Source organism: Empedobacter sedimenti, assembly GCF_030005555.1.
Classification (GTDB): Bacteria; Bacteroidota; Bacteroidia; order Flavobacteriales; family Weeksellaceae; genus Empedobacter; species Empedobacter sedimenti.
Genome location: NZ_JASCQG010000022.1, coordinates 1 through 22,552 on the forward strand (window position 1 = coordinate 1; position 22,552 = coordinate 22,552).

17 protein-coding genes are annotated in these 22,552 nt (G+C 31.9%); 10 read left to right on the top strand and 7 right to left on the bottom strand.

Annotation, left to right across the window (positions count from 1 at the left end; translation table 11 throughout):
- The first annotated feature begins 96 nt into the window (after window positions 1-96).
- Entirely contained in the window at window positions 97-537 is a 441-nt protein-coding gene (locus QHG34_RS15070; RefSeq protein ID WP_282631061.1) for a response regulator transcription factor, read from the top strand.
- 49 nt (window positions 538-586) lie between these two features.
- Here the strand turns inward: QHG34_RS15070 and QHG34_RS15075 are convergent, their stop codons facing one another.
- The 4 genes from QHG34_RS15075 to QHG34_RS15090 all read right to left on the bottom strand — a co-directional run bounded on the left by QHG34_RS15075 (window position 587) and on the right by QHG34_RS15090 (window position 6,274).
- Complete coding sequence (locus QHG34_RS15075; protein ID WP_282631062.1) at window positions 587-3,895, bottom strand: S8 family peptidase; 3,309 nt, start codon at window positions 3,893-3,895, stop codon at window positions 587-589.
- A gap of 32 nt (window positions 3,896-3,927) precedes the next feature.
- Entirely contained in the window at window positions 3,928-4,296 is a 369-nt protein-coding gene (locus QHG34_RS15080; protein ID WP_282631063.1) for a hypothetical protein, read from the bottom strand.
- 188 nt (window positions 4,297-4,484) lie between these two features.
- Window positions 4,485-5,417, bottom strand: coding sequence for a hypothetical protein (locus tag QHG34_RS15085; RefSeq protein ID WP_282631064.1), 933 nt, complete (start codon window positions 5,415-5,417; stop codon window positions 4,485-4,487).
- A gap of 266 nt (window positions 5,418-5,683) precedes the next feature.
- Entirely contained in the window at window positions 5,684-6,274 is a 591-nt protein-coding gene (locus QHG34_RS15090; protein ID WP_282631065.1) for a DUF937 domain-containing protein, read from the bottom strand.
- Window positions 6,275-6,379: 105 nt separating this feature from the next.
- Between QHG34_RS15090 and QHG34_RS15095 the strand changes: the two genes are divergently transcribed.
- Entirely contained in the window at window positions 6,380-7,417 is a 1,038-nt protein-coding gene (locus tag QHG34_RS15095) for a GyrI-like domain-containing protein (protein WP_282631066.1), read from the top strand.
- An 80-nt stretch (window positions 7,418-7,497) separates the two neighbouring features.
- Window positions 7,498-10,329, top strand: coding sequence for an excinuclease ABC subunit UvrA (gene uvrA, locus QHG34_RS15100; protein WP_282631067.1), 2,832 nt, complete (start codon window positions 7,498-7,500; stop codon window positions 10,327-10,329).
- A 45-nt stretch (window positions 10,330-10,374) separates the two neighbouring features.
- On the opposite strand, the gene QHG34_RS15105 is transcribed toward uvrA, so the two are convergent.
- Window positions 10,375-10,911, bottom strand: a complete 537-nt coding sequence (locus QHG34_RS15105; RefSeq protein ID WP_282631068.1) for a hypothetical protein — start codon at window positions 10,909-10,911, stop codon at window positions 10,375-10,377.
- 251 nt (window positions 10,912-11,162) lie between these two features.
- On the opposite strand from QHG34_RS15105, the gene QHG34_RS15110 reads away from it, so the two are divergent.
- The gene (locus tag QHG34_RS15110; RefSeq protein WP_282631069.1) at window positions 11,163-11,627 is read left to right on the top strand and encodes a Dps family protein; all 465 of its coding nucleotides are present in this window, start codon (window positions 11,163-11,165) and stop codon (window positions 11,625-11,627) included.
- Window positions 11,628-11,737: 110 nt separating this feature from the next.
- On the opposite strand, the gene QHG34_RS15115 is transcribed toward QHG34_RS15110, so the two are convergent.
- The gene (locus tag QHG34_RS15115) at window positions 11,738-12,064 is read right to left on the bottom strand and encodes a YegP family protein (protein WP_282631070.1); all 327 of its coding nucleotides are present in this window, start codon (window positions 12,062-12,064) and stop codon (window positions 11,738-11,740) included.
- 165 nt (window positions 12,065-12,229) lie between these two features.
- A complete protein-coding gene (locus QHG34_RS15120) occupies window positions 12,230-14,179 on the bottom strand; it encodes a KUP/HAK/KT family potassium transporter (protein WP_282631071.1) in 1,950 nt (649 codons plus the stop codon).
- Window positions 14,180-14,501: 322 nt separating this feature from the next.
- On the opposite strand from QHG34_RS15120, the gene QHG34_RS15125 reads away from it, so the two are divergent.
- The 6 genes from QHG34_RS15125 to QHG34_RS15150 all read left to right on the top strand — a co-directional run bounded on the left by QHG34_RS15125 (window position 14,502) and on the right by QHG34_RS15150 (window position 22,033).
- Window positions 14,502-14,963 (top strand): MarR family winged helix-turn-helix transcriptional regulator, encoded by a 462-nt coding sequence (locus QHG34_RS15125; RefSeq protein WP_282631072.1) that lies wholly within the window; start codon window positions 14,502-14,504, stop codon window positions 14,961-14,963.
- Window positions 14,947-17,346, top strand: a complete 2,400-nt coding sequence (locus tag QHG34_RS15130; RefSeq protein WP_282631073.1) for a 3-hydroxyacyl-CoA dehydrogenase/enoyl-CoA hydratase family protein — start codon at window positions 14,947-14,949, stop codon at window positions 17,344-17,346. Before QHG34_RS15125 ends, QHG34_RS15130 begins: the two co-directional genes overlap by 17 nt.
- 39 nt (window positions 17,347-17,385) lie before the next feature.
- Entirely contained in the window at window positions 17,386-17,736 is a 351-nt protein-coding gene (locus QHG34_RS15135) for a four helix bundle protein (protein ID WP_282631074.1), read from the top strand.
- A gap of 53 nt (window positions 17,737-17,789) precedes the next feature.
- Entirely contained in the window at window positions 17,790-18,971 is a 1,182-nt protein-coding gene (locus tag QHG34_RS15140) for an acetyl-CoA C-acyltransferase (protein ID WP_282631075.1), read from the top strand.
- 79 nt (window positions 18,972-19,050) lie between these two features.
- Window positions 19,051-20,853 carry an acyl-CoA dehydrogenase family protein gene (locus QHG34_RS15145; RefSeq protein ID WP_282631076.1) on the top strand — a complete coding sequence of 601 codons (1,803 nt, stop codon included), beginning with the start codon at window positions 19,051-19,053 and terminating at the stop codon, window positions 20,851-20,853.
- A 496-nt stretch (window positions 20,854-21,349) separates the two neighbouring features.
- Entirely contained in the window at window positions 21,350-22,033 is a 684-nt protein-coding gene (locus QHG34_RS15150) for an SIR2 family NAD-dependent protein deacylase (RefSeq protein WP_282631077.1), read from the top strand.
- Window positions 22,034-22,552 lie beyond the last annotated feature (519 nt).

The window sequence follows — 22,552 nt, forward strand, 5'->3', positions numbered from 1 at the left end:
AATTGCTCTGTTTCATAATTATCCCTAAGTTAATAAACTATATTTTTAAACGGTCCGGTTTTTAGGGAAGATTACAAAACCATTACAATTCCCTATTTGTTTTTGACTGCTAAGGCGCAAAGTTTTGATCGTGTTTTAGGTCTGAAATTAGGAGCAGATGATTACATTACAAAACCTTGTGATCCTGAAGAATTGGTGTTGAGAATAAAAAATATTTTGAAGAGGAATCAACCTGTTTTAGAAGAATCTATTAAAATTGGAACTTATATTTTTAATCGAAATCAATTGCAGTTAATTTACAATGAAGAGAAATTTCAGTTGACAGAAAAAGAAGCTGAGTTGTTAAGTTTCTTGATTCAGAATAATCATCAATTAGTGAGTCGTAAAGAGATTTTAGAAAAAATTTGGGGTGAAAACGATTATTTTATGGGGCGAAGTTTAGATGTTTTTATGACGCGTTTGCGTAAATATTTTCAGTATGATGAAACGATAAAATTTGAATCAGTTCGTGGAATTGGTTTTAAAATAGAGTTATAAAAAAATCCGAAGCTAGCTTCGGATTTTTTTTATTATGACTAAAAGTGAATTACTTTTTAATTAATTTTTTTGAAGTCGTTCCTTTTTCTGTTTTGATTTCTACAATATAAACTCCTTGTGCTAAGTGCGAAACATCAAGTTTATTGTTGTTAATCGTAACATTATTGTTAGAAATCGTTCTTCCAGTTACATCTACAATTCTCACATCAGCATTTTTGATGTTTGAAGGTAAATTAATTGTTAGTTCATTAACAACTGGGTTAGGATAAATTGATAGTTCATTTAATGAGTTGTCTTTGATAGCTAATGTGCTATTTGTTGACATTAAGTATCCTCCGAAACCAATTGCATCTACAGTAACTTCCCAATATTTGTATGTATCATTCCAAACAATATTTTCTGCAGGAACAACTGTGTTAACAACTTTACTTGTATAAGTACTTGGTGCGCCAGTGTTGTCGCTACTTGTACCAGCATAGAAATGTACTACAACATTCTTTTTGTTATCAACGTCAGTTGGAGAAGTAGGTAATTTTACGGTTGCATTTTTGTTAAATGCATCAAAATCTGCTTGTGAATAAAATAAAGTAACTTTTCCAGTAGAAGTTGAATTGTTAGCAGCTGCATTAACCTCGATTCTTCTTTGTACGAAATCTTTTAAAGTAGAATCAATCCAAGCTTTTGCAGTTGTTGAGCCAGTGATAGGAGCTGCACCAGATGCTTCAACTCTTGTGATAAGTTCGCATCCATTTACAAAATAATTGTATCCTAAATTAACACCTTGTGTTGCCGTTTTAGAAGTTTTAGCTAACTGTTTAACGCCAGGTTCATTTTCATATACTATAGCACGAATTTTTGCATCTAAACTCGAAGAAACTTTAAATGTTTTACCATCGTCTGATGAAAAATATGTTCTTTTATCAACGTTTGTTTTGTCAAAGAATAATCTATATGCAAATTGATCTGAATATACAACGACGTAAAAATCTTTCCCTAAAGTTGTTTTATAATTTAAGTCAGAGACGTCAAAGTTAGTCCATTCAAAATGACCAAGGGTTTGAATGTCTTCAATAGTTTTTGATCCAATTAAATCACCAACAGTACCATCTTCATTAGGTTTTCTTAATTCAATTGTAAAAGGAATTTTTTTGGTTGCATCTACAGTTGAACTTCCTGTTAAAATATATACACTTTGTAATTTGCCTGATATATCTGGAGTATATTTAACAGCTAGTCTTCCAAAGCTTTGAGGTGTTGTACTTCCTATATTATAATATCCTGCAGAAGGTAGTTCGGTTGGAGAATAAACTTCTGATGTGTTGTCATATCCTAACATTTTGAAGTTACTAACAGGACAACTTGTGTTTCCATTCAAATTATTTACTGCTTCTTGTACTGCATTGTAAATGTTTAATTTTCCGTGACCATATTCTCTTGTAATATTTGCTGTAGTGTACTCATCTTTATTAGCATTTTTTATTAATAACGCTTTAACCTCTTTAAAGGTTAAGTTTTTATTTGCTTGTAACAATAAAGCTACTGCGCCAGCTACACCAGGAGATGACATACTAGTTCCGGTTTTTGAAGAATAGTATTGATTTTTATCAACTGTAGAGGCTGTTGTACTGTTGAAAGGTCTTGCTGAAAGTACATTTGTTCCGTCAGTTGTGATATCTGGTTTTTGAACTTCATCTGCTCTTGGACCTTTAGAACTACTTGAGTTTAGTTGTCCAGTTGGTAAACTGTAATAATATGAATAACCAGCAGATCTGTTTGGTATGAGACTTCTACCAACATAATTTCCTACTGTAATTGCGTTGTCAGCCCCGCCAGGAGTAGAAACAGTATAGTAGTTGTCTCCATTTACAAAAGTAGAAGGGATTTCTTTATTATAGAACCAAGCATCAATCGTTTGTTTTGTGGTAGAATTATTTTCAATTTCTAATTCATAATCTCCCGCAGTTTTTACGTTGCTTCCAGTTCTATTTACAGATAAGTCTAAGTATCTTTTTTGGTTTGAAGTTGACCAATAATTATACAGAGTCATACTAATTGATCCAGAATTATCTGCATTTGGGATTGTGTAATTTCCTGTTGAACCTGGTATCTGAGTGTAAACAACACCATCAGGTCCTTTTAATCGAGCTGTAATTGGTTCGTTATTTTGTAATCCTTTATTATATGTAACAAAAGAGAATAAATTTTTAACTGTAGAAGTTGCAGCAGCTTCACTTACTCTTACTATAATTGTTTTCTTTTCGTTTGGTTCTAAGTCAATCCTTTGATGGATATTTCCAAAACCGTCATTTCCAGCTGAAATAACAACTACTTTACCTGGTCCTGAATTTGTGAATTCATTAATTTTAACCTCATTTACAGCAGTACCATCATGTGTAGAGTATTGTCCTCCGATACTCATATTAACAACAATTGGTTTTCCAAGAGTGTTAGATAATGTTTTGAAATATTCTAAAGCATTAATTTGATTGGTTTGTGTAAATGATGTATCACTTCCTTTTACAATAACAATATTAGCTTCAGGAGCCATACCTTTGTATATTTTAGAAGGCATTCCCATTCCATTTCCAGCTGCAGTTCCAGCAACATGAGTTCCATGGGTATTAAGATCTTTTTGTCTTACCAGATTAGCTGGAGACCCATCCAATTCGTCATTTAGTTGAGTTTGTGTATACTCAACTCCATAATTAAATCCTTGTGGAGTCGTTTCACCAGCACCTGCAGTAAGAGTTTGATCCCAAATTTTTAAGATTCTAGATTTAGATTGGTCTTGTGCATCTCTAAAATCTGGATGAGTAAAATCAATTCCAGTGTCAAAAATACCAACTAATACATCTTTACCAGTGTAATTGATATTATTTAAGGCTCCATTATGTAATAATTCGGCACCACTTTCATTTCTCGCTATTTGATTGTGTAAGACATCTACTTTAGGTGTTTCTACACTAATAACATTATTATCGTAATGAAAATCATTAAGTTGATCAATACTTACTAATGCTGTAACAAAATCTTTTGAAATAGCTTGAACCAATACTCCTTTAGCTTTTAGTTCTTCAGGAGATTTTGTAAAAATAATTGCATGATACAATTCTTCTGTTTGACCATTAGGTAAAACAATTGTAGAAGTTGATAGTTGATTTTCTGCGTTAAAAGCTTCACTATTTGCTTTAGATAGTTTATTACTCTTTTTTTGCTTAATTAATTGTTCAAATCGTGGATCTACTTTATTTTGAGCCGCCGCATACCCTCCTAATAATAGTAAAGTAGAGCTTAATAAGATAGATGATTTAAATTGTGTACATGTTAAGTCGCTTAGCTTGTGTAAATTTTTAATCATATGTAACTTGTTTTAATATTAATTCTTAAGTGTTAGTTTTTTGTAGGGTGATCCATAATAGGAAACTCTACACTTTTAATTGTTGATAAATTATTAATAGTTTTGATATCACTTTTTTTGATCAAAGCCGTTACAAAGCTTTTTGATTCACTTTGTATAAGAATTCCTTTATCTCTTAGCGATTTTGGATTATCTGTGTATATAATTACAGAATAAGCCTCTTCTTTTCCTTTGCTTGTGGTAATAATCAAAGGTTTTTGATTAATAAAATCATTTTCTGTTAATTTTACATGTTGCATCGGTTTTTCAATTTCATTACTTTTAATCGATTTATTTTGACAATTTATAAAAGTTAAAGATGAAAAAATGATAAAAAATGATAAAAGTTGTGTTTTTGACATTGTTTTAGTTGTATGTTAAAACTAAGTTAAGAATTGTTTTTAATTATCATGAATAAAATAGAAAAAATAGAAAAAAGAATTTTTATTCTCATTTTTTAAAAAAAAAATAAACTACGAATCCAATCTAGATAGAAAAATAATTAGATTCGTTGTTTATAAAAAAAAAACCGAAGCTAGCTTCGGTTTTTTTATTTTACAGGATAATATGTAATAACAACATTACATGTTTTATTTCTAAGATAATTTATTGATTCTATATCATTTGTATAATTATCAAGTGCAGATGTAGAGGTTCCTGGAGTAATAAATCTTGTCAGAAAAATTACTTTTTCTCCCTTTTTCATTGCCTGTACACCTTTTAAAGTAATATTTGTAGGATAAGTTCCAGGAGTTGCAGTTGCAGTAGAAGTGGATCTATTAAGGAAAGCAAAGGAAGAATTATTCCAAATATTACTTCCATCATTAGTTCCGTCCAATTTGTTTGGTGGTAAATTATAGTTTGTAAATGGTTTTGAAACTGAAATTTGAATAAATTGACCAGTAACATTATTACTATATGCTCTCATTAACATATTTACATCAAACGAATAAACACCATCACGAGGAGCAGTAAAAATTGAATTTGTTTTATCATAAGTTCCATTAGGGTCAAATTGCGTATCATCAAACATAATCTGTCTAATGTTTCCTCCATTATTCTTATCTGCACTCAAAAAAGGAGTAATTGTACCAGAGTTTCTTGGGGCATACGTAATAATAGCTTCAACTTGAGGAACAGCAGATTCATTTAGTTTCTGAACAAAGCTATCATAACTAACAAATTGTTGCCATTTTGCACTATCCCAATAGTAAAATGCCTTTGCAATTACATCGTCCGATGTATCAGTAGGTGTTCCGTTGTCAGAAGCTGTTGTATTAAATACCATTAATCCTAAAACAGGATTAGCAATTGTTGTAACATCGTTAGTTCCTTTCAAAGTTACACGTGGAATTAGTACTCCTTTGTTTGTTGATTTTATGTCTAAAATAGAACTTGGATCTGGTGAGTTTGTGTTAATCCCAACTTGGGCTAATAAATTAAAGCTTATCAATATGAACGATAGTAGTAAATAGTTTTTCATTTTTAAATAAATAGTATATTATAAATTATTTTCTGCAAAAACCAAAAATTATGCCTAATTGTTGTTAATTGTTTAGTATATAATTAGTTGTATTTATTTATAAGAGGTATTGTTTTATTCGTTTATAATTGATTTTTAATTACTTATTAATTATAATTATATAATTATTTTTTTTGAAAAAAAAGAAGACATTATTTTAAAGTTGTCAATTTTTGGATATAAAAAAGCAGGAAAATGACTTCCTGCTTTTTTATTGTATAAGAGTTTTATTTCTTTAAGAAACCACCTAATAATCCCATTGCATCACCAAGACCTAATTGTCCATCTCCATCTTGATCTAATAATTTTTCGAAACCACCTAAGTTAATTCCACCTTGATTAGATGTTGTGTTAGAACCTCCAACTAATCCACCTAACAAACCAGCTATTCCGTTTGAATCTAGACCTTCAGATTGTTTTTGTCGTCCTAAATATCCCATTACAATAGGAGCAACTAATGCTAATATTTGCGTTACCTGTCCCATGTTTAAACCTGATTGTTTAGAAATTGCAGATTCTACATTTTGTTGATTATTTCCTAATACATGACCTAAAATTCCTAAACCATCTTGTTGATTTCCTCCTTGACCTAAGAAACCAGATAAGTTGTCTAAAATACTTCCGTTATGATTATCTAAAGCTGCAGAAATTCCTTCAGCTCCTCCGTTTTGTGCATTTTTATTTAATGCTGATAATAAAAATGGAACAGCAGCAGAAACTGCACTTTGAGCCTGAGACTCGTTGATTCCTAATTGATTTGCAGCAGATCCGATAATTTGCTGACCAATAGCTCCTTGAATTAAGTTTGTAAAATCCATAAGTTTATAATATTATTAATCAAATATAATCTTTTTTAGAGATAATTATTAAAAATATAAGCAGAGCAACAAAGTATTTCTATTTTTGTATTCACAATTTTTTCCATGAAACAAATAAATCTTTTTTTAGTTATCATAATTGCATTATTGGCTTTAGTACCAATTGTTTTACCAAGCCGTTTTGATGAGAATTTTGATTATGAATTTGAAGCTCCTGTAGGTTTAGTTTATGATGAATTCTATAATTTGAGACAATTCTCTAAATGGGAACAGTTTACAAAAGCAGATTCGTTAACAAAGAAAGAGTTTTCTAATCCTCAGGATGATGAGAAGAGTTTTGCGCGCTGGGATTCGGATAATGCTTCAATTTCTTCAGGAAAAATTACAGTTGAAAGTTTTTCAGTAAATCGATTTGTAAATTATACAATAAAGTATGATGGATGGGAGAAAAAAGATAGTTTGAATGTTAAATTTGAACAAGAAGAGAACGGAAAAACATTAGCAAAACTGAATTATTTGAGTCAAGAGATTCCATATTTCTATCGTTATTTTGCATTTTTTAAGAGTCCGAAATCGAAGTTTGAAGAATCAATGGAAAATTTAAATAAACAAGTAAAAATTCGATTAGATAAAGATAAAAAAGAAGGAAAATTAAATTTTGGTGAATTTAGAATTGTTGAATTAGGAAAAACAAATTTATTAGCCATTAAAAAACAATCCAAATTAGCCGAGTCTGATGTGATGAGTAAAATAGATGCTTCTTTCGAAACGATTTATAAAGCATTAATCAATAAAGAGGAAGGAGGATTTGATTTCGATTTAGGATTTCCGTATGTGTATTTTACAGAATTTAATAAAGAAAAAGATCGTGCTACATTTTTTCCAGGCATTCAATTGATTGAAGATTTACCATTACAAAAAGGAATGCAAAAAGTGGTTGTTCCTGGTGGCGAGTATTTGCTAACATTACATATTGGTCCGCGATCAAAGCGTATGCAGACAATTAATAAAATGAATAATTACGCAAAATCAAAGAAATTGAATTTAGATTCAAAACAATTAGAAGTCATGTTAAACGATCCAAAAGAAACAGATAGTCTAAAATTGATGTCGCGTATATATATTCCGATTCTCAAAAAATAATTTAGGAACAATTAACAATATTTAAAATAGACTTAGCCACAGAAATGTGGCTTTTTTTGTATTTTTGCAACTTCTTACAAATGAACATGAACAAAGATTTTATTGAAGTTTACGGAGCAAGGGAACATAACCTGAAAAATATTGATGTAAAGATTCCGCGAAACGAGCTTGTTGTTATCACAGGTTTAAGTGGAAGTGGAAAATCTTCGTTGGCTTTTGATACCATTTATGCAGAAGGTCAGCGTCGTTACATCGAAACGTTTTCTTCTTATGCGCGTCAATTTTTAGGCGGTTTAGAGCGTCCAGATGTTGATAAAATTGATGGTTTATCACCCGTTATTGCGATCGAGCAAAAAACGACTAATAAAAATCCGCGTTCTACAGTTGGTACAATTACAGAAATCTATGATTTTCTCCGTTTGCTTTTTGCACGTGCATCTACAGCGTATTCTGTAGAAACAAACGAAAAAATGGTTGCTTACACAGATGATCAAATTATTGAATTAGTTCGTGATCAATATGAAGGTAAAAAGATTGCGATTTTATCGCCGATTGTACGTTCTCGTAAAGGTCATTATCGCGAAGTTTTTGTAACCTATTCTAAAAAAGGTTTCTTACAAATGCGAATTGATGGTGAATTGAAAGATATTGCACCAGGAATGATGTTAGATCGTTACAAAACACATGATATTGAATTGTTGGTAGACAAAATTATCTTGAATGATAAAGTTACTGATCAACGCTTACGATCAAGTATCGATCATGCAATGCAACAAGGAGACGGAATTACAATGATTTTGGATTATGAGACGAATGAAACGCGTTTCTTTTCTAGATCATTAATGTGTGCAACCTCAGGTATGTCTTATGCTTTACCAGAACCAAATACCTTTTCGTTTAATTCGCCAAAAGGAGCTTGTCTAACTTGTACAGGTTTGGGAGAATTGAAAGTAGTGAACACTGAAAAATTATTTCAAGATCCGACAAAATCAATGTTTGATAATCTTGAAGAATTGTTTGAAGCATTAAAATCATCTTCTCGAATAGAAAAACAACTTGATGCAATTTTTGTAAAATACAATGTTGATCCAAAAACAGCATTTAAGAAACTTCCGCAAGAGTTGATTGACGATGTGATGAATGGTTTGAAAGAAACATTGAATGTTGATCTTAAATTTGCTTCAGTAAAAAAAACATATAAAATCGATTTTGAAGGTTTGAATGAATTTCTTTCAGAAATAATGGAAGATAAAAACAATCCTTCTTCAACTTCGATTGGTAAAAAATTCGGAAAAAAAGTCGTTTGTCCAACTTGCGAAGGAAAACGTCTTAATAAAGAATCGCTTTATTTCCGCATTGATAACAAAAATATTGGCGAAGTTGCTGAAATGGATCTTAAGTCTTTGCAACAATGGATTGAGAATGCGCCAATCTCAATGACTGCAAATCAGCAACAGATTGCTCACGAAATTCTAAAAGAAATCTATACACGTTTAACGTTTTTGTTAGATGTTGGTCTAGATTATTTGAGTCTTAATCGTTCTTCGAAAACACTATCTGGAGGCGAAGCGCAGCGAATTCGTTTAGCAACGCAAATTGGCTCGCAGTTGGTAAATGTGTTGTATATTTTAGATGAACCAAGTATTGGATTGCATCAACGCGATAATGTGAGATTGATTGATTCGTTGAAAAAATTGCGTGATATCGGAAATTCAGTTCTAGTTGTAGAGCACGATAAAGATATGATTTTAGAATCTGATTTTGTAATCGATGTAGGACCAAAAGCTGGAAAAAATGGTGGACAAATTGTTTGGGAAGGTGTTCCTGAGCAAATGTTGAAAACGGATACATTGACATCAAAATATTTGAATAATCAATTACAAATTGAAATTCCAAAAGAGCGACGAAAAGGTAACGGAAACGAATTAAAACTTTTTGGTGCATCAGGAAATAATCTAAAAAATGTTAATCTAACAATTCCTTTAGGTACATTAACTGTTGTATCTGGAGTTTCTGGTTCAGGAAAATCAACGTTGATTAATGAAACGTTGTACAGAATTCTGAATCAACATTTTTTTAGAGCAGAAAAAGATCCAATGCCTTATAAAAGATTAGATGGTTTAGAACATTTAGATAAAGTAATCGAAGTGGATCAATCGCCAATTGGTCGTACGCCTCGTTCTAATCCTGCAACGTATACAGGTATTTTTTCTGATATTCGTACGTTATTTACAAATTTACCTGAAGCAAAAATTAGAGGTTACAAACCTGGGCGTTTTTCTTTTAATGTAAAAGGAGGACGTTGCGAAACATGTCAAGGTGGAGGTTTGCGAGTGATTGAAATGAATTTTTTACCAGATATTCATGTAGAATGTGAAACGTGTAATGGTAAACGTTTTAATCGTGAAACGTTGGAAGTTCGTTACAAAGGGAAGTCAATTTCGGATGTGCTAGAAATGACGGTAAATGAAGCGGTAGAATTCTTTGAAGCAATTCCGAAAATTTATCGTTATGTAAAAATGCTACAAGACGTTGGTTTAGGGTATATCACGCTTGGTCAGCAGTCTACAACATTGAGCGGTGGAGAAGCCCAACGTGTGAAATTAGCCACAGAATTAGCAAAAAAACAAACAGGCAAAACAATTTATATATTAGATGAACCAACTACGGGATTACATTTTGAAGATGTAAATGTATTGATGAAAGTAATTAATAAAATCGTTGAATTCGGAAATACAGTTATCATTATTGAACATAATTTGGATGTAATAAAATTAGCCGATTATGTGATAGATATTGGTCCAGATGGAGGAAGCAAAGGAGGGAAAATTGTGGCAGAAGGAACGCCAGAAGAAATTATTAAGAATCCGAAAAGTGTGACAGGGAAATTCTTGAAAGACGAATTGAAATAAATGATAAAAAATCCATCTAAAATTTTTAGATGGATTTTTTATCATTTATAATCCGATTGAAACGCCCATAAATGGTTGCAATCCTGAGGAAAATATACTTTCGTTTTCTTTGTATAAAACATTATACATTACACCAGCTTGAAATCTAACCGGTCCATTTGATTGGTATCCAGCTCCCAACCATAACGCAGATTCGTCCAGATTAGCTTCATATACACTATTATAATATGGTGTACGATCGTCAAATTTTTGTTTCCCTGTATAGTACATATAATTTGCTCTCAAGAAAATATTTTCGATAGGAAAAAAATTGATATAAGGACCAACATTAAATAAATTCAGTTTTGAATAATCATCTTTTGCGTATTGGTAACCTGCTGTAGCACCCAATTCTAAATTATTTGCAACCATATATCCAACACTTGGCGAAACATTGAAACCAAAGTAACCGTTGTTTCCAAAAGATAAGCCTAAACCACCACCAAAACGCCAATTGTTATTAATAGTTTGGTTTTGATAATCTTGTGCAAAGGTTGCGTTAGATAGGGTTAAAGAAATGATAAATAAAAGAAACTTTTTCATATAAATTTAATTAATTTTTAACGTTTTAAAGTGGCTACAATTAAAAAATCCACTATAAATTTGCCTTATCATTTTCTCTTAAAGTCTTTGAAATCTTTAAGTAGAGATGTAAATGAAAAATGTCGTTCTATAGTTTTTTATTATAAAGTAATAGATTTATAATCTATAAAACTTATAATAAGGTCAGTTTCAGATTGTACCTTTGTGTTAGTAAAGTTAATCAAATAAGTACAATATAAATTCAAAAAAAGATGAAATTATTATCGCCAGAAATGAAACAGAAAATAGCTGATACATTAATTAAATTATTAGCAGACGAACATATTTTATATTTAAAAACAAGAAATGCACACTGGAATGTAGAGGGACCAGATTTCCAAACGATACATGTGTATTTTGAATCATTATATAACGAATTGCAAATTGTTATAGATGATGTAGCAGAGAAAATTCGTCAAAAAGACGTTTATGCACCTGCAACGATGACTGAGTATTTGCAGTTAGCTCATTTATCGGAAGCGAGAAAATCAGACAAAAAAGATAGTCTTAGTTTTATCGCAGATTTACTACATGATCACGAAGTTATTATTGACTTTTTGGCGAAATCTGTAGTAGAAATTGAAGAGTTTCAGGATATTTCAACTTCTGATTTTTTAGTTGGATTGATGGAACAACATCAAAAAACTGCTTGGATGCTTAGATCGCATCTTAAATAAAGTGAACATTATTTTACTTCATAAGTTTTTAGTGTTAATTCATATTAGTGTTAATTAGGTTGAGCCTTGGAGTAATCCAAGGCTTCAGCTTTTTATAGAGGTTTTTGTAATTAACCTTCAACTTCTTTTACAGTAGCTTCTAAAGCATTTGTTTTAACAGAAGCAATTCCATTTTTTGCACCAGATTCTGTTTCGTACGACTGGCTTGTTCCAATTACTTGTCCATTTGAAGCTTTTAAATTGAAACTCCATTTTCCAGAAGCTCCTTCTTTTAATTCAAATTTCGAATCGTCTTGCGAGTTTTTACGAACAGATTCAATTCCGTTTTCGCAACTTGCTTTTTGTTTATATCCTTCACTAGCTAAAATGTTTTGACCATTTTTAGCTTTTAAACGAAAGCGAAATTCACCCGCTTTGTCTGTATAAATTTCGAACATAATTTTAGTTTTTTATAATTGTTTATAAATAATTGATTGATATAAAATTATGAAATTTTATTTATGATTTACAAAAAATGTCTTGAATTGTTGATTAAAGTTTTGTTATTGTGATAAAAAAAATGCCACATTATCAATGTAGCATTTTTAGTAATATGATTTAAATTATTGAATTCTTGTTAAATCGTCAATGTTATTTTTGTGTACATATAACGGAATATGTTCTACGACTACATCGTTTTTCTCAAGTCCAAATGATTTCGGAATGTTAAATTCTATTTTCTTCAAGATGTAATAAACTTTCAGTGTAAAGAATTCTCTCATGCTTAATTTGGTTTCAATTGAAGGGAATTTTTCAATTAATACAAACTTCATGTCAGGGTCTTGGTTGTATTTTTTCAGACAAATACTCAAGTATTTTAGCTCTAATTCTCCATTTGCGTACATGTCGTTAATTACTTTTTTGATGTATTGTTCAGTTTTTGGTTGAACTCTAAATCCAACATTAAACGTAATTCGATAGATTTTTTGATCTACAACAGGTAAAATCTTATAGTTTAATGTATAAGGTTCGTTATCACGGTTAATATTCACAAACCAATAGACATCTGCTCGTTTTGGACGTTTTGATAAAATAGATTGAATACTATATTTTTCTACATTCTTAGGATTTGTAGATTTTGTTAAATAAAACAAGAACGTTGAATATTTGTTGACTGTTTTATCTTCACTTAGCTCTGTCAAGACATTTGCATAACGTTTGATTTTTACAAATTCAAGATTTCTTGAGTTAAGAATTTTACCATAAAAACTACAATACATTATTACAAAGAATAACCATCCCATAAGTAGTGCTAAGTATCCACCTTCGGCAAATTTTACAACATTTGCAATGAAGAATGAAGTTTCTATCGCAACAAAAACGGATAAAATTGCAACGATAAATAATTTGTTGAATTTGGTGTAATAATTAAGGTAATAAGATAATAATAGTGTTGTCATTAACATGGTGACGGTAATAGCAAGTCCGTAAGCAGCTTCCATGTGAGATGAATCTCTAAAATAAAGAACAATAAAAACACAACCAGCCCACAAAAATAAGTTGATTGTAGGGATGTAAACTTGGCTCTTGTGCTCATTTGGCTGAATAATTAACGTTCTTGGCCAGAAACCTAAATTGATCGCTTCGTTGATTAATGTAAAAGATCCAGTAATTAATGCTTGAGACGCAATGATTGCTGCTCCTGTTGCAATACAAATACCAGGAATCAAAAACCAGTCTGGCATCATTTCATAGAAAGGATTTCGACCATCTAACATTGGATCGTCTTGATGTAATAACCATGCTGCTTGACCTAAATAATTTGCTACCAAACATATTTTTACATAAATCCAGCTAATTCTGATGTTCTTTTTACCACAATGACCTAAATCCGAGTATAATGCTTCTGCACCTGTTGTACACAAGAAAACAGCTCCTAAAATCCAGAAACCATGTGGGTAATTTGCTAATAAATTATAGGCATAATAAGGGTTTAATGCTCTAATGATGTCAGGGAATTTAGTGATATACAATATTCCTAAACCTAATAACATCGTAAACCAAATTACCATAAATGGACCAAATATTTTACCTACTTTGTTTGTACCAAATCGTTGGAAAAAGAAAAGCATTGATAAAATAAAGATTACAATAGGTATTGTAGGAATGTGTTCTAGTCCTTTAATCATTCTTAATCCCTCAACTGCAGAAGATACAGAGACAGGAGGTGTGATGATTCCATCAGCTAAAAGAGCCGAAGCACCGATAATAGTTGGTAGAATTAAATTCTTCCCTTTTCTTTTAATTAAAGAGTATAAAGAGAAAATACCACCTTCGCCATCATTGTCTGCTTTTAGGGTTAACCATACATATTTGATTGAAGTTTGGAAAAATAAAGTCCAAAAAACACAAGAAACACCTCCGTAGACAATGCTTTCTTCTATTGGACGATTTTCACCAATAATTGCTTTCATTACATATAACGGACTGGTTCCTATATCACCATAGATAATTCCGAAGGTGATTAATAGCGAGGCTGCCGTTACTTTATTCATTGTATGGTTTGATTCCATAAGCAGTTTTTAAAATTTCTACGAATGTATGTTGAAGAAAAGAGATTAAACAATCTTATTTATTTATAATCTGAGACCATTATAATATCTATTTTCGATTTTATTATAGTGTATTTCTACACCATTAATTCATAATTAAACTTTTTTGAATAAAAAATTCACTATTTATTCATAGTAATTATTTTGTGTATGTAAGTTAATTGTTTTATTTTACTGAATAATAATGTTTTGAGATAAAGTTTGTAAAAGAAATATTAAATTTTAAACTTTATTATGCTTGCATAGTAAAAAAAGATTATATTTGTTATACATACACTAAAACATGTTAAGAGAAGATTTAACGATAGACTATTTATTACGTTCAACATGGCTTTCTGTTCAGAAAATGTATAACGAGCAAGCAGGATGCTATGATTCTACAATGGTGTATGCATTTACATTATTATCAATAGATCCTCGTGGTGGTACGCCAAGTACATCATTAGGACCAAAGATGGGAATAGAACCAACAAGTTTATCAAGAACATTAAAAAACTTAGAAGCGAGAGGTTTTATCGTAAGAAAACCAAATCCAGAAGATGGACGAAGCGTTTTGATTACATTAACTGAAGAAGGATTAAGAATGCGTGATATTTCAAAACATTTTGTTTTGCAATTTAACGAAGCTATAAATAGTCACATCGAACCAGAGAAAATGCAAATTTTCTTAGAAGTGATTTATAAGATTAATCAATTAATATCGGACAAAAAAATATTTAAAAACAATTATGAGAAGACACGTTAAACACGTAACTGTATTAGGATCAGGAGTGATGGGTTCTGGTATTGCATGTCATTTTGCAAATATCGGAGTCGAAGTCTTGATGTTAGATATGGTTCCTCGCGAGCTTACACCACAAGAGCAAGCGAAAGGACTTACTTTAGAGAGTAAAGTAGTTCGTAACAGAACTGCTCAAACTCACTTAGATGCTGCTTTAAAAAGCAATCCTTCACCAATTTATGACAAAGCATTTGCTTCTCGTATAACTGTAGGGAATTTTGATGATGATTTCGAGAAAATTAAAAACTCGGATTGGGTAATAGAGGTTGTGATCGAAAGATTGGATATTAAACAATCAATTTTCGAGCGTGTAGATAACTTCCGTAAACCAGGAACATTGATAACGTCTAACACTTCTGGTATTCCAATTCATTTGATGGCTGAAGGTCGTTCAGAAGATTTTCAGAAACATTTCTGTGGAACGCATTTCTTCAATCCGCCACGATACTTAAAATTATTCGAAATTATTCCAACTCCTCAAACAGATAAATCTGTTGTTGAATTTTTCCAAAATTATGCCTCACTATTCTTAGGTAAAACACCAGTTTTATGTAAAGATACGCCAGGTTTCATTGGAAATAGAGTAGGAGTTTACTCGATGGCGAAAGTGATGGAGTTGACACAAGAATTAGGTTTAACAATCGAAGAAGCAGATACACTAACAGGTTCTATTTTGGGTCGTCCAAAAACAGGAACGTTTAAGTTAGGTGATTTAGTTGGTTTGGATACTGCATATAATGTAACAAAAGGTTTACAGCAAAATGCGCCAAATGACGAAATGATTCAAGGTTTGAAAGATTCAAAATTCTTGAATTTCTTAATCGAAAATAAATTCTTAGGTGATAAAGCTAAAAAAGGTTTTTATTACAAAGAAATTGATAAAGACGGAAATACCAATCGTTTTGCCTTAAATCTAGATACATTAGAGTATCGTCCAATGGAGCGCGCAAAAGTTACTGCTGTAGAAACTGCTAAAAATGCAGGTTCTATGCGTAATAAATTAGGTGTTTTATTGAAAGACTCTGGGAAAGGAGGAGATTTAATTCGTAAACATTTTGCGTCATTATTTGCTTATGTTTCGCAACGTGTTCCAGAAATTTCAGATGTACTTTATCCAATCGATGACGCTTTAAAAACAGGTTACGCTTGGAAATATGGTCCATTTGAAACATGGGATTTAGTTGGATTACAAAACGGAATTCAATTAGTAGAATCAGAAGGTTTCAAGGTTTCGGATTGGGTAAAAGAATTAGCAGCGACTGGTGCAGATTCTTTCTATAAAATCGAAAATGGAAAGAAATTATTCTACAATCAAAATACAAAACAATTTGAATTAATTCCTGGTCAAGATGCATTCATTATTTTAGATAATATTAGAAAAACGAATGAAATCTGGTCAAACCAAGAAACATCTATTCAAGATTTAGGTGATGGAATTATCAATATTGAGTTCCGTTCTAAAATGAATTCTCTTGGAGGTGGAGTTTTACAAGGAATCAATAAAGGAATTGAGTTAGCAGAAAAAGATTATCGTGGAGTTGTAATTGGTAACCAAGGAGATAATTTCTCGGTTGGAGCTAATTTAGCCATGATTATGATGATGGCTGCAGAACAAGATTGGTGGGAATTGAATATGGCGATCAAAATGTTTCAGGATACAATGATGCGTGTTCGTTATTCATCTATTCCCGTTGTTGTAGCTCCTCACGGAATGACACTTGGTGGGGGTTGCGAAATGTCGATGCATGCGGATAAAATTGTTGCTGCTGCCGAAACTTACATTGGTTTGGTTGAGGTTGGAGTTGGATTAATCCCAGGTGGTGGAGGTTCGAAAGAATTTGCGCGCCGTGCAACTGAATTCGCCTTGAAAGATGATGTGAAAGTAAATCATTTACGTGATAATTTCATGAATATCGCAACTGCGAAAGTGGCTACTTCAGCTTATGAAGCGAAGAATATGGGAATTATTCGTGAGCAAGATATTGTAGTGGTAAATGCAGAACGTCAAATTGCAGAAGCGAAGAAACACGCAATTATTTTGGCAGAAGCAGGTTATACACAACCAATTCAACGTAAAGTAGAAGTGTTAGGAAAAGAAGCGATGGGAATGTTCTATGTCGGAACAGATTCTATGGTTGCTGGACGTTTTGCTTCGGATCATGATCGTTTAATTGCGAATAAATTAGGATATGTAATGACAGGTGGTAATTTGTCTGAATCAACTTATGTTTCAGAACAATACTTGTTAGACTTAGAGCGCGAAACATTCTTATCTCTTTGTGGAGAAAGAAAAACATTAGAGCGTATTCAACATATGTTAAAAACAGGTAAACCGTTGCGTAATTAATCTTTGTATTAAGTAAAATGTAATATGTAAAAAGTATTTATGCATGATTTTAAAGAGTTAATCGTTTGGCAAAAAACAATGAGTTTTACGAAAAGGTTTTATGAAATTACTTCAAATTATCCTAAAAGTGAGATTTATGGTTTGACTTCTCAATCAAGAAGAGCTTGCGTATCGATAGCTTCAAATATTGCAGAAGGTGCTGGTAGAAACTCGAATGCTCAATTTATTAATTTTCTCAACATTGCTCTAGGTTCGTCTTTCGAATTGGAATGTCAAATTATTTTAGCAAGAGATTTAGAATTTATTCAAGTAAAGATTTCGGATGATTTATTAAAAGATTTAAAACATATACAGAATATGTTAGTCAAATTAATTCAGAACTATAATTAAATACTTTGTACATCATACATTTTACATTGTACAATCTAATAATACTTTAAAAAATGAAACAAGCATATATAGTTACAGGATATAGAACAGCTGTAGGAAAAGCACCAAAAGGAGCTTTGCGTTTTACTCGTCCAGATGAAATGGCAGCTACAGTAATCAAGCGTTTAATGCAAGATTATCCAACTTTAGATCCAGCACGTATCGACGATTTAATCGTTGGATGTGCAATGCCAGAGGCAGAACAAGGATTAAATATGGCGCGTCTTATCTCTTTAATGGGATTAAACACTGATAAAGTTTCTGGAGTTACAGTAAATCGTTACTGTGCATCAGGATCTGAAGCAATTGCCTTGGCAGCTGCTAAAATTAGAACAGGAATGGCAGAATGTATTATCGCAGGTGGTGCAGAATCGATGTCGTATATTCCGATGGGAGGTTATAAACCAATTCCAGAAACTGCTTTAGCAAAAGATCACCCAGATTACTATTGGGGAATGGGATTGACAGCAGAAGAAGTAGCGAATGAATTTAAAGTTTCTCGTGAAGAGCAAGATTTATTTGCATTTAATTCGCATCAAAAAGCGTTGAAAGCAAATGCTGAGGGAAAATTTAATTCACAAATTGTTCCAATTGATGTTGAGTATAATTTCTTAGATGATAACGAGAAAGTTCAAACTAAGAAAATGGATTTTAAAGTGGATGAAGGTCCTCGTGCTGATACTTCAGTTGAAGGTTTAGCAAAATTGCGTCCTGTTTTTGCACAAGGAGGTTCAGTTACGGCAGGTAACTCTTCTCAGATGTCTGATGGAGCAGCTTTCGTAATGGTGATGTCAGAAGATATGGTGAAAGAGTTAGGTCTTGAGCCAGTTGCACGTTTAGTAGCGTATTCTACAGTTGGTCTAGCGCCTCGTATTATGGGTATGGGACCTTTGTATGCAATTCCAAAAGCGTTAGAACAGGCAGGAATGAAACTAGAAGATATTAATTTAATAGAATTGAATGAGGCATTTGCTTCTCAATCAGTTGCTATTTCAAGAGAGTTAAATCTTAATCCTGAAATATTAAATGTAAATGGAGGTGCAATCGCTTTAGGACATCCACTAGGGTGTACTGGAACTAAATTAACTGTCCAATTGTTACACGAAATGGAAGCGCGTAAAGCGAAATATGGAATGGTAACAATGTGTGTGGGTACCGGACAGGGAGCGGCTTCAATTTTTGAATATTTAAAATAATGCGGTAGGAGAGTCGGTAAAGATTTTTCTAATCTGGCTCTTCTTTTTATAATATAACAACCATAAAACAATTACAAGAATGTCTACAAATCCAAATAGATTAATCGGAGGTCAATATTTAATTAAAGATGCCTCTTACAATGATATTTTCACTTACGAAGATTTATCAGAAGAACAACAAATGATTTTGCAATCTGCAAAAGAGTTTATCGATAAAGAAGTAGTGCCTAAAAAACACCAAATTGAGAAAAAAGATTATGCATTGATTGAAGAGTTAATGCGTAAAATTGGTGAATTAGGATTATTAGGAATTTCTGTTCCAGAAGAATATGGAGGAATGGGAATGGGATTCGTTACTACAATGTTAGTGTGTGACTATATTTCTGGTGCTACAGGTTCGTTAGCAACTGCTTTCGGAGCGCATACAGGAATTGGTACAATGCCAATTACATTATATGGAACAGAAGAACAAAAACAAAAATATTTACCAAAACTAGCTTCAGGAGAATGGTTTGCATCTTACTGTTTAACTGAGCCAGAAGCTGGTTCTGATGCAAATTCAGGAAAAACAAAAGCTGTTTTATCTGAAGATGGAAAAGAATACATCATCACAGGACAAAAAATGTGGATTACAAATGCAGGTTTTGCAGATTTATTCATCGTTTTTGCTCGTATCGAAGATGATAAAAACATCACTGGTTTCATAGTAGAAAAAGATAAAGCTGGTGCTGGATTCTCATTAGGAGAAGAAGAAGATAAATTAGGAATTGTTTCTTCGTCAACGCGTCAAGTTTTCTTTAACGAAGTTCGTGTTCCGGTTGAAAATCTTTTAGGAGAAAGAGATGGAGGATTCAAAATTGCGATGAATGCCTTGAATGTTGGTCGTATCAAATTAGGAGCGGCTTGTTTAGATGCGCAACGTCGTATTTTAGATAATTCGTTACAATATTCTTCAGAGCGTAAACAGTTCAATACTTCAATTAATACGTTTGGTGCGATTAAAGAGAAATTAGCTGATATGGCTGTTGCAGCATTTACTTCTGAGTCTGGTGCTTATCGTGCAGCGAAAGATGTGCAAGATGCAATTGAAGATAATGTTGCAAAAGGAATGGCGCATAACGAAGCTGAATTAAAAGGTATCGAAGAATATGCAATTGAAGCTTCTATCTTAAAAGTTTGGATTTCTGATGCAGCGCAAGATGCTTCGGATCAAGGAATTCAGATTTACGGAGGAATGGGATATTCGAAAGAAATGCCAATGGAAGCTGCTTGGAGAGATGCGCGTATTTCGAGAATTTACGAAGGAACGAACGAAATCAACACATTATTATGTGTATCGATGTTAGTAAAACGTGCATTCAAAGGAAAATTAGATTTAATGTCACCTGCAATGAATGTTGCGAACGAATTAATGTCTATTCCATCTTTTGATGTTCCAGATTATTCAGAATTATTTGCACAAGAAAAAGAAATCATTGCAAATCTTAAGAAAGCATTCTTTATGGTTGCAGGTTCTGCTTTGCAAAAATTTGGTGCAGAATTAGAGCAACACCAACAATTAATTATTGCTGCTTCTCGTATTATGCAAGAAATTTATATGGTTGAATCGGCGATGTTACGTGCAGAAAAAATTGCAAATGTAAAAGGTGCTGATGCAGCGAAAAATGCAGAAAAATTGGTTCAATTACAATTATTCAGATCAGTAGAAATTATCAAAACAGAAGCTACTCGTGGAATTATTTCTTTCACAGAAGGAGATGAGCAACGTATGATGTTATCTGGTTTAAGAAGATTTACACGTTACAACGAATATCCAAACGTAGTTAACTTAAAAACTGAAATTGCAGATTTATTAATTAAAGAAAATAAATACACTTTTTAAGTATATTTTAAATACAAATTATTTAAAGCAGTCAAATTTTTGGCTGCTTTTTATTTTTAACAAATTGAGATTTAATTTGGTATATCGTTTGATAAATCTAATGTAAGTACTAGTCTTTATATAAGTTAGTTGAGTTTTCATGGTACTTAAGTTTTAGTAGAGAAAGGCCTCAGTTGTTCCCAATTGAGGTTTTTTTATGTCTTGAATTTAAAGTTTATTCATTAAAAATAAGTGAGTTAAGTCTTTATTTGTTGATGAAATACTTTTCGAAAGAGATGATTTGGAGTAACTTTAATTCAAATTAACAACTTAAAAAATAAAGTTTATGATAATCAATGCAGCAATTCTTACGTTGACCATGTTTGCGACATTTAGTGTTATGTGTCTAGTTAAGTTAGATGAATTAAGAAAAATTAAATAAAACCAAAACTCCATTTGTAGAAGTGGAGTTTTGTTGTTTTATAAAGTTATATTTACTTCAATTAATAAACTCAAAATGAAAAAGAAATTAGTCGTTTTAACTGGAGCTGGAATTAGTGCTGAAAGTGGAATATCAACTTTTCGGGATGCAAATGGTTTGTGGGAGAATCATGATATTATGGAAGTGGCTTCGATTGATGGTTATCAAAGAAATCCAAAATTGGTTCAAGAGTTCTATAATCAACGAAGAAAACAATTATTCGATGTTGAACCTAATGCAGCACATTTTTTTCTGAAAGAATTAGAACAAAATTTTGAAGTAGTTATTATAACTCAAAATGTAGATGATTTGCACGAAAGAGCTGGCTCTACAAAAGTTATTCATTTACATGGAGAGTTGAGAAAAGCAAGAAGCGAAAAAGACGAGAATCTGATTATTGATTGGAGTAAAGACATCAAGTTTGGAGATTTAGCAGAAGACGGAAATCAACTTCGTCCTCATATTGTGTGGTTTGGCGAAATGGTTCCAGAAATCGAAAACGCCATAGATGAGGTTTTAACAGCGGATATTTTAGTGATTATCGGAACGTCAATGCAAGTGTATCCAGCTGCTTCGCTCAAAGATTATGCAAAACAAAATGTTCCTATTATATATATAGACCCGTCAGATGCGTACACGGATTCATCTATTATACATATTAAGAGGGTTGCAACAAAAAGTATAGAAGAATTTAACATAATTTTGAAAGATTTTGTATAATAATATTGGATTAATAATTATATGAAGCTCGATTCATTCGAGCTTTTTTTTATTTATAAATAGATTCTACTCCGTAGAATTTCTCCCGAACAGTTAACCACAAAGTATCCGCTGTTGGTTAGCTTGAAACAGCAAACCATCACGTCTAATCATTTCTTGCAGTAAAAATAATATAGATATATAAAGTGTCCCCTCGAGGGGATTACAGGGGTGTTTTCAAGTTCTAAGTATTAAGTAATAAGTTTTAAGTTAAAAACTTTTTATCATTCTGAGCCTGTCGAAGAATCTTTTCTGCTTGTATTGCTTAAATAAGAAAAGTGACCTTTCAATAAAAGGCGTTAATAAATGGGAAATATGGAGCGATAAAAAAGATTTAGCCGATAGGTTTTTAAATCTTTTCGCGGAGGATTGAACATTTTAGCGCTTTTATTGAGGTCTTGATTTTTTTTGTTTCGTTTTTGTATCAAGACAAAAATGAAAAGAATTTCACTTTTTCATTCAATCTATCTACAGAATTGT

Bases quoted from the DNA above. Each gene is read 5' to 3' on its own strand.
- QHG34_RS15075 (WP_282631062.1), bottom strand. From the start codon at position 3,895: ATGATTAAAAATTTACACAAGCTAAGCGACTTAACATGTACACAATTT.
- QHG34_RS15080 (WP_282631063.1), bottom strand. From the start codon at position 4,296: ATGTCAAAAACACAACTTTTATCATTTTTTATCATTTTTTCATCTTTA.
- QHG34_RS15085 (WP_282631064.1), bottom strand. From the start codon at position 5,417: ATGAAAAACTATTTACTACTATCGTTCATATTGATAAGCTTTAATTTA.
- QHG34_RS15090 (WP_282631065.1), bottom strand. From the start codon at position 6,274: ATGGATTTTACAAACTTAATTCAAGGAGCTATTGGTCAGCAAATTATC.
- QHG34_RS15095 (WP_282631066.1), top strand. From the start codon at position 6,380: ATGAAACAAATAAATCTTTTTTTAGTTATCATAATTGCATTATTGGCT.
- uvrA (WP_282631067.1), top strand. From the start codon at position 7,498: ATGAACATGAACAAAGATTTTATTGAAGTTTACGGAGCAAGGGAACAT.
- QHG34_RS15105 (WP_282631068.1), bottom strand. From the start codon at position 10,911: ATGAAAAAGTTTCTTTTATTTATCATTTCTTTAACCCTATCTAACGCA.
- QHG34_RS15110 (WP_282631069.1), top strand. From the start codon at position 11,163: ATGAAATTATTATCGCCAGAAATGAAACAGAAAATAGCTGATACATTA.
- QHG34_RS15115 (WP_282631070.1), bottom strand. From the start codon at position 12,064: ATGTTCGAAATTTATACAGACAAAGCGGGTGAATTTCGCTTTCGTTTA.
- QHG34_RS15120 (WP_282631071.1), bottom strand. From the start codon at position 14,179: ATGGAATCAAACCATACAATGAATAAAGTAACGGCAGCCTCGCTATTA.
- QHG34_RS15125 (WP_282631072.1), top strand. From the start codon at position 14,502: ATGTTAAGAGAAGATTTAACGATAGACTATTTATTACGTTCAACATGG.
- QHG34_RS15130 (WP_282631073.1), top strand. From the start codon at position 14,947: ATGAGAAGACACGTTAAACACGTAACTGTATTAGGATCAGGAGTGATG.
- QHG34_RS15135 (WP_282631074.1), top strand. From the start codon at position 17,386: ATGCATGATTTTAAAGAGTTAATCGTTTGGCAAAAAACAATGAGTTTT.
- QHG34_RS15140 (WP_282631075.1), top strand. From the start codon at position 17,790: ATGAAACAAGCATATATAGTTACAGGATATAGAACAGCTGTAGGAAAA.
- QHG34_RS15145 (WP_282631076.1), top strand. From the start codon at position 19,051: ATGTCTACAAATCCAAATAGATTAATCGGAGGTCAATATTTAATTAAA.
- QHG34_RS15150 (WP_282631077.1), top strand. From the start codon at position 21,350: ATGAAAAAGAAATTAGTCGTTTTAACTGGAGCTGGAATTAGTGCTGAA.